Raw genomic sequence first — 7,833 nt, 5'->3', positions numbered from 1 at the left:
ATATTCAAATTTGGTTCTAAATCCATAGTTTTTATAGCCATTAACATCTTGATTGGTTGTAAGGTTATCTACATTGCCATCAAAATTGCCTAATAGCGCCGAGACATTGGCAGTTAATTTTTCAGGAATTAAAGTACCAGATGCTCCTAGTTTAATTCGTTGTTCACCATCGTTAGTGGCATAGGCATCAATATAACCAGAGGTTTCACTGGTTGGATTTTTGGTCACAATATTGACTACACCTGCCGATGCATTTTTACCAAAAAGTGTTCCTTGAGGACCACGAAGGACTTCAATACGATCCACATCTAACAAATCAAGTGTTGCTTGCCCCGGTCGGCTGTAAACAACGCCATCTATCACTGTTGAGACTGAAGGTTCGACACCTGGTGAAGTGGTAACAGTTCCAATACCGCGAACAAATAAAGAAGTATCTTTATTGGAAGCTCCAGCCCGAAAATTAACACTCGGTACTTGTGTTACCAATGTTTCAAGTGAGTTTCGCTGTTGCTTATCGAGTTCCTTTCCACTAATGACTGAAACGGCAACAGGTACTTTTTGGAGTGATTCTTCACGGCGTGTTGCTGTCACAACAACGGTTTCTAACTGTGCCACATCCTCTGAAGAACGTGCGGTGCTTGAGACTGTTTCTGCATGAGCTTGTCCCCAAACTGACAAGATACTCAGCGAAAGCAGACTTAAATTTAAAATTTTTTGTTTAGTTGCTGACGTGAACGGATCACGCGCTACACTTTTCGAATGTATCGACATTATTTACCCCATAATTAAGTTTTAAAAGACGGCGCTTATTTCACTGATTTCAAATATTCGTACTGCTGAGTGGGTTTCCAGTAGGTCTTTAAATTTGATTGTTCAAGTGCTTGATTTACAAATGACGGATTAATCCAGCTTTTGACGTCAATTTTTTTGCGTATCAACCCTTGTTGCGTAGCCAAAGTGATTTTTTGCTGCAATTGTTGTGTGTAGTAGCCATCAAATAACGGTGAATATAAAAACTTCAGATTTACACCATTCAGTTCCTGAGCATAGATAGATGCTGGATAGCCAGATTGAGTAAAAAAGAGTGCGACTTGTGGTACTCGATTTTGCTCATTTGAGAGCCAGTTCAGCCCTTTTACAACCTGAGTCACCACCTGTTGTGTTTCATTTGGATGTTGTCGAATAAAAGATTGACGACCTAAAAACACACCTTGAGTAGATCCTGCACCATTTAACTGACGACTACTGATAGGCAAGTTAACGATGTGTTTGTCACGTAACGCAAAAAATCGAGAAGGTCCCCATGACGCATCAATTTTTTTTGCGGCCAAAGCAGCGTTGACGGCGTTAAAGTCTAAATTGACCACTCGCACATCGCTGAGCTTTAAACCTTGGCTGTTCAATGCACTCACAAATGACAATTCATCTGCTGTTCCTCTTAACAAACCAACGCGTTTTCCTTTTAATTCAGCAAAATTTTTGATCGGAAGATCAGATCTTACAGCTAGATAATTGGTGATGCCGCGCGCCGTTGGAACAAGTAATTGGGTATCTAATCCCTTGGCTTTACCAATGATTGGAGGTAAATCACCTAAAAAGGCGAAATCCAGTTGATTGTTGGCCAATGCTTCATTAATGGCTGGCCCAGCACCTTTAAAGAAATGCCATTCCACTTTGACATTGTTTTTTGCAAGTTCTTGCTCAAGCCATTTTTTGTTGTAAAGCACATCAACAACTCCACCACCCGCGTGTTTCTGACCAGCAGTCAAATCGGGAGAGCCAATTCGAATTGTTTTAAGGCTTTCAGCGTAACTGGCATGTCCAAAAGCCAATAAGCTCAGCAAGATCAATTTTTTAAAAATTGATGGTTTCATTATATCTTCCACATTTTTATTGATAAATCAGCGTTGTATTGCCTAGACGCTTAAGACGTAGATGGCTTAATTTGCTTACTCGCTTTGCCATCGATATCAACAGGAACATCGCCTGCCAAAGTAACGCGTCGCATGATACGCAAAGCATTACCATAATCATTGACGGCTAAATGCTGAGTGGCACGGTTGTCCCAAATAGCGACATCACCGTCTTTCCACGACCAGCGAATCGTGTTTTCTGGTTTGGTAATACGATCTTGAAAAATTTCAAACAGCTTGTTGGACTCTTTAGCAGTCAGACCTACAAAACGTTTAAAAAATTGGCCTAAAATTAAAGTTCGCTTACCTGTTTCTGGGTGTACTCTGACCAATGGATGTTCTGCCTCATAGACCGTTGAAGCAAAGATTTTTTGATGGCGTTTTACCACTTCATCACTTGCGGAAGGCCGAAAGCCACCATAATCAAAATCATTGGTATGAATCGCACGGAGCTGATTGGCAAGGAGCTTTAGCGGCTCAGGTAATTCATCATAGGCTGCCTCTGTATTTGCCCATGTAGTATCTCCCCCTCGATTGGGAGTAGTTACAGCTCTTAGAATGCTGATTTTTGGATAATTTGAAACAAAGGTAACATCGGTATGCCAAACGTCTGCACGACCGTCATGACGGGAATCAAGTTCAAATATATAAGTTGAACCCTCTGCTACGGGAACAGTAGGATGTGAAATAGGTTGCCCAAGCAATTCGGCAAACTTTTCTTGTTCTTGATCGGTTAAATGTTCCTGATTACGGAAAAAAATAACTTTATGTTCAAGCAATGATTGCCTAATTTGATCCAAGACCTCAGGGTTGAGGTTTGAAGATAATTCAACACCATTAATTTGCGCACCGATACGACCTGCTAAAGGGATCACATCGATTAACTCACTCACTGGTTTTCTTATTAATAAATCTGCCATATCATCGTTCTCGTCATTGATGATATGAGTTTAGAAATTACCCCCTTTAAATTCTGCAACAAAAATTACATAGCATTTCTGCATTTATGAAAAATTATTCATAATTCGTCATAATCTCTTTAGTGCAGTAAGGCTTTTAATTTGTCGATGTCTTTTACGGAGATATGATTGTATTTTGTTTCTATAATGCCTTCTTCAACAAACCACTGAATTTCCTTTCTGATACTTTGTCTCGATATTTTTAAAAGTTCAGCTAAATTTTCTTGTGAGAGTTTCAATAAAACCTCAATGCCTTTTTGAGTCTGAGTCGAAAAAAATTCGATTAAATAGATGAGCTGTCGCGCAATTTGTACCTTTAAAGGCTGCGTAGAGGTGTGATAAATATCATTGTCTAAAAGCCGTGTTCTCTGGCATACCAATTTTAAAACCTGATATAGCATGCGTGAATTGTGCTGTATGGTGTGCTTAAAAATATGCTCTGGAATGGTTGCTATCACAGTTGCTTCATGTGCAACATATTCATGCTCTAAGGCAGATTCAGAAATAAGATAGACAATATTTAATAGTGCGCCTGTAGGAATAAAACGATGAATAAGATATTTCCCATCGTATGAATTCCAACCTAATTTGAGTACACCACTTAAAACAATGATGAGTTCACGACAGTCTTGATTTCTCGAATATAGCACTTGCCCTTGATAAAGATGTTTTATCTTAATTTCATTAAATAATTTCTGCTTTTCTTCAAGCGAACATGCGTCCATAAATTCACATTCTGACAGCATTTGTTCAGCCAGTTTTTTATATTCAAAGGTAATGTTGAAATCTTGATAACGATTGATATGAGTTTGATCTAATAAATCTAAAAAATGATCATAGTTATTTCTTCTTTTATCGTTATAAACAAGTGTTGTCATTCGCCATCTCACCATCAAATTGAAGCTCTAAAATAGACCATACAACCTAATCGTGAAATTCAAGTTTAATATAAATTTAGATTAAACAATTATATAAAAATCAAGATCGCAAATTTGGATCTTGATTTTCTTTCGTCTTGTTGATTTTGATAGAACTTAAGACTTGGGCGATGTAATAACTGATAGTTTATCAACGCCTACCCGTTCTATGCTGGCCAGTAACTTGGCAACCGTACCATAAGGAACCGTCTCATCTGCATTCAGGTTCAGAGCTAGTTTAGGATTGGCCGCCTTACGCGTTTGAATGGCCTGTTCAAAGTGTTCAAGAGTGACTTTATCTTTATCCAGATAAATTTCCCCTTTTGGATTAACACTAATGACTACTGCCTTGGTCTGATCTGTCACCTGTGTTGGTGCAGCTTTGGGTAAGTTTACCTTAACAGTATTGGTCAGTAAGGGCGCCGTGACGATAAACACAATCAACAGAACCAACATCACGTCTACTAAAGGGGTAATGTTGATCTCGCTGACGACATCATCTTGTTCCGATGTTGAAATTGCCATTATGCATATACCTTTTCTTTATTGTGGGTATGGCTTAACTCGCTGGCTGGAATGCTCGTATTTGTTGTTTTTGTCTTGACTGCCTTAAGCTGGAAACCTGATTTTTGGTTTAGACTGACAAAATCAGTCGCAAAGTCATCTAGTTCTGCACCAATAGTTTTTACTTTACGCACAAAATAGTTATATGCCAGTACTGCTGGAACAGCCACTGCAATCCCGATGCCTGTTGCAACTAGCGCTTCCCCAATTGGCCCTGCGACAACGTCCATACTGGCATTACCCGAATGTGCAATGGCCTGTAAAGCATGGATAATCCCAAAGACTGTGCCAAATAACCCAATGAAAGGTGCATTATTACCAATTGATGCGAGCAAGGCAGAACCTTTTTCTAATTGGCGGCGTTCAGACAAAATTTGTTTGCGTAAATGGCGCTCAAGTAAATCTTGACGACTCCAGCTATGTTGTAAATCTTGATGAGTATCATCGTCTGCATCAGCAAGCGTTTTAAAACCAGTATTTGCAATGCGTGCCACTGGTCCTTGCCCTGCTTCCGATTTTTGAATCGCATCTTGCAGATTTTTGGCACTCCAGAATTCTTCTGCAAAGGCTTTACTTTGGCGGTTGGCTTTTTGGGTTTGAACCAGTTTAATGACAATCAAACCCCACGTCACAATTGAAAAAGCAACCAATAACCAGATAGTCCCATCGTGGATCAGGGAGTTTATATCACTCATGTTAAAATTCCTTATAGATCAATATTAAGTTAAAAATTATTTCGGGAGCTGATAGTGAATAGGAACATCGACCCAACCTTCGACTGGTGTTTTCCCTTTTAAAGCTGGTGAGAATTTCCATTGTTTTACGGTTCTTACCGCTGCACTATCGAGTATTTTTTTTCCGCTGCTCTGTTTGACTGTCACACTATCAGGGCTGCCATTTGGCAAGACTTTTACTCTCAAGATGACTGAACCTTCCCAACCTCGATCGAGAGCCTGTTCAGGATATTCAGGCGCTGGATTACTCAAATAACCCGCATAGCCTTTTGCTTCTGTAACAGGCAAGTTGTCATCAGAAGATTTTGCAGGTGCTTCAGCAGGTTTTGAAACGGGTTGTTGAACAGGAGCCGCCACTACGTTTTTACTTAAGGGTTCCGCTACAGGCCGTGGTTGCTCTACTGCCTTATGCTGTTCAATGGGCTTAGGCTGCTCAACGTGTTTCTGTACTGGTTTTGGTGTCTCTATTTGCTTTTGTACAGGCTCAGGCTTTGGGCTAACAGGCGGTATCTTTGGCTTTTGCACCACTGGAGGGATTTTAGGTTCAATCACCTTAGGTGGTTCAGGCGGTTTGACAATCTCTATCACCACAGGGTCATGTGTTTTAACATCAAGCTGAGGTGTAGGAAGTTGTTTGGCGATATACCAGATTCCCAAATGTGCTGCAGCAACGGCGACAATCGCAATTGCCAAAGCATTCTTTTTTGGCCCAACAGGATCATTTCCAACATCTACGTTATGGCTAAAAGGATCATTAACCGTCGTTGTATGGGTGACCTGATTGGATAGTTGCTCAAATAAAAATGCTTTTCTAATCGAGCCTTGACTAAATTCACTCATCAATAACTCCTATTAACCAATTTTGTCTTCGGTCAAAATCCGAAAAATCTGTTCTTTTAATTGATGTAATTCAAAACTTGAACGATTTCGAGGACGCGGCAAGTTGACGGGAATGATCTGTTCAACACGACCAGGTTTAGGTTTTAAAATCACTACACGATCTGCCAGAGTTACAGCCTCTTCCACATCATGCGTAATAAAAACAGTGGTCATTTTTTGTTGGGATTGAATGCGTAACAATTCATTTTGCATTTGATGCCGTGTTAATGCGTCCAAGGCACCAAACGGTTCGTCTAACAGGAAAATGCGTGGTTGTACAACTAGGCTGCGTGCAATGGCTACACGTTGAGACATCCCACCAGATAGCTGATGTGGGTACGCCTTTTCAAAGCCATTTAAGCCAATTAACTCAATTGCTTTCTGAACCAGAATATCTTTATCACGTGAAGTTAACGCCTCATTTAATAAACCCAGCTCAATGTTTTGCTCAACGGTAAGCCAAGGAAATAAGCGATGTTCTTGAAAGACTACCGCTCGATCGCCGCCAATCCCGCTTACATCGGCACCATCAATTAAAATCCGACCATCAAAATCTTGATCTAGTCCTGCCAAAAGACGTAAGAGCGTAGATTTACCGCAGCCACTGCTACCTACAATCGCAATAAACTCCCCTTCTTTAATTTCTAGATTAAAGTCGTGAATAACTTTGACAGGTTGTTGATTGACGATAAAAGACTTATGAACATGGTGAAATGCCACACGTGTTTGAGCATTAGATTGAAAAGATTGGTGATGTTTTTCAGTATTTGTATTAAGGGTAATTGTCATGGTCTGACCTCAATTTTTTCGCCAAGATGTTGCGTAGTTTTCAGTTATTTTGCCCAGCCATGCCAGAATCGCCCCTAAACCAGCGACCAAAACGGTTGCTGCTATCACACGCTCCATTTCAAAGTTTTGCTGTGCTGCCATCATGTAGCTACCTATACCAATTCCAGAGCCCATCAAGTATTCAGCTCCAAAAGATGCCATCCACGAATAGAGCAAGGCCAATCGAAACCCAGCAAACATTGAAGGTGCAATGCTCGGTAAAATCAAAAGCGTTAAGCGTTGAAGCAATGTCATTCTTAAGGTGCTTGAGACTTCAACAAGCTGCATTGGAATGCTCGACATGCCTTTCCATGTCGCAATAAACATCGGAAAAAATGTCGCTATTGAAATGAAAACAATTTTTGATAAATCTTCGAGTCCAAACCAAGCTGTCAATAGCGGAATCCAAGCAAAAATGGCAATGAGACGTAATGTGTTGAGTGTAGGTGCCAACAGATTTTCAATAGGTTTAAATAGCCCTACCACAATTCCTACTGACGCCCCAATTAGCCCGCCAATGATCAATCCCAAAATTGCACGATAAAGGCTGTAATACATGGCAGTAGTGAGTGAGAAATCTTGAATGCCTGACCATAGCGCTTCTAATACTTTCCACGGCGAGGGCAAGATTTGACTCGAGATCAAGTTAAACCAACTGCTTACTGCCCAAAGCACCACTAAACTCAAAGGTAAAACCCACGATTTGAAAACATCGGTTCTGCTCTTTTTGTGAAAAGTATGAGCACTTAAAGCAGCATGTGGCCAGAACACAAACTTACGTTCAATTCGATGCAGGATAAAATCGAAAATAATTCCTACAGATGCGATCACAAAAATCGTGACAAAAACAATATCAAGCTGAAATAGCTGACGACCTGTCACCATCAAATATCCAATGCCTTCCGATGAAGCCAACAACTCAACAGCAATTAAGCTCGTCCAGCCTGCTGCAACAGCTAGTCTTAAACCCGTAAAGAAATATGGAAGTGTGGCTGGCAGGACAAGTTTTGTGAGTAAGGTTAGCCGATTAAATTGTAAG

General features: G+C 40.4%; 9 protein-coding genes. All 9 read right to left on the bottom strand.

Annotated elements, in window-relative coordinates; translation table 11 throughout:
• Positions 1-678, bottom strand: a 678-nt coding sequence (locus UC75_RS19995; RefSeq protein ID WP_228137211.1) for a TonB-dependent receptor, incomplete at its 3' end; no start/stop codon positions are given.
• A 128-nt stretch (positions 679-806) separates the two neighbouring features.
• Positions 807-1,874 (bottom strand): ABC transporter substrate-binding protein, encoded by a 1,068-nt coding sequence (locus tag UC75_RS03335; RefSeq protein ID WP_049836675.1) that lies wholly within the window; start codon positions 1,872-1,874, stop codon positions 807-809.
• 50 nt (positions 1,875-1,924) lie between these two features.
• Positions 1,925-2,833 carry a TauD/TfdA dioxygenase family protein gene (locus tag UC75_RS03330; protein WP_049836674.1) on the bottom strand — a complete coding sequence of 303 codons (909 nt, stop codon included), beginning with the start codon at positions 2,831-2,833 and terminating at the stop codon, positions 1,925-1,927.
• Positions 2,834-2,952: 119 nt separating this feature from the next.
• Positions 2,953-3,750, bottom strand: a complete 798-nt coding sequence (locus UC75_RS03325; protein ID WP_014206770.1) for a Crp/Fnr family transcriptional regulator — start codon at positions 3,748-3,750, stop codon at positions 2,953-2,955.
• Between the two features lie 156 nt (positions 3,751-3,906).
• Complete coding sequence (locus UC75_RS03320) at positions 3,907-4,314, bottom strand: ExbD/TolR family protein (RefSeq protein WP_004925095.1); 408 nt, start codon at positions 4,312-4,314, stop codon at positions 3,907-3,909.
• Positions 4,314-5,048 carry a MotA/TolQ/ExbB proton channel family protein gene (locus UC75_RS03315; RefSeq protein ID WP_049836673.1) on the bottom strand — a complete coding sequence of 245 codons (735 nt, stop codon included), beginning with the start codon at positions 5,046-5,048 and terminating at the stop codon, positions 4,314-4,316. The genes UC75_RS03320 and UC75_RS03315 overlap by 1 nt, the downstream gene beginning before the upstream one ends.
• Before the next feature lie 36 nt (positions 5,049-5,084).
• The gene (locus tag UC75_RS03310) at positions 5,085-5,927 is read right to left on the bottom strand and encodes an energy transducer TonB (RefSeq protein ID WP_049836672.1); all 843 of its coding nucleotides are present in this window, start codon (positions 5,925-5,927) and stop codon (positions 5,085-5,087) included.
• 12 nt (positions 5,928-5,939) lie between these two features.
• The gene (locus tag UC75_RS03305; protein ID WP_049836671.1) at positions 5,940-6,755 is read right to left on the bottom strand and encodes an ABC transporter ATP-binding protein; all 816 of its coding nucleotides are present in this window, start codon (positions 6,753-6,755) and stop codon (positions 5,940-5,942) included.
• Positions 6,756-6,764: 9 nt separating this feature from the next.
• Positions 6,765-7,833 (bottom strand): ABC transporter permease (locus tag UC75_RS03300; protein ID WP_228137052.1); only part of this gene is annotated, 1,069 nt, incomplete at its 5' end.

Origin of the sequence: Acinetobacter sp. V2, from assembly GCF_001188385.1 — a bacterium.
GTDB lineage: Bacteria > Pseudomonadota > Gammaproteobacteria > Pseudomonadales > Moraxellaceae > Acinetobacter > Acinetobacter oleivorans.
Note: the sequence above shows the minus strand (reverse complement) of the source record. Positions and strands in the feature narration are given on the sequence as shown.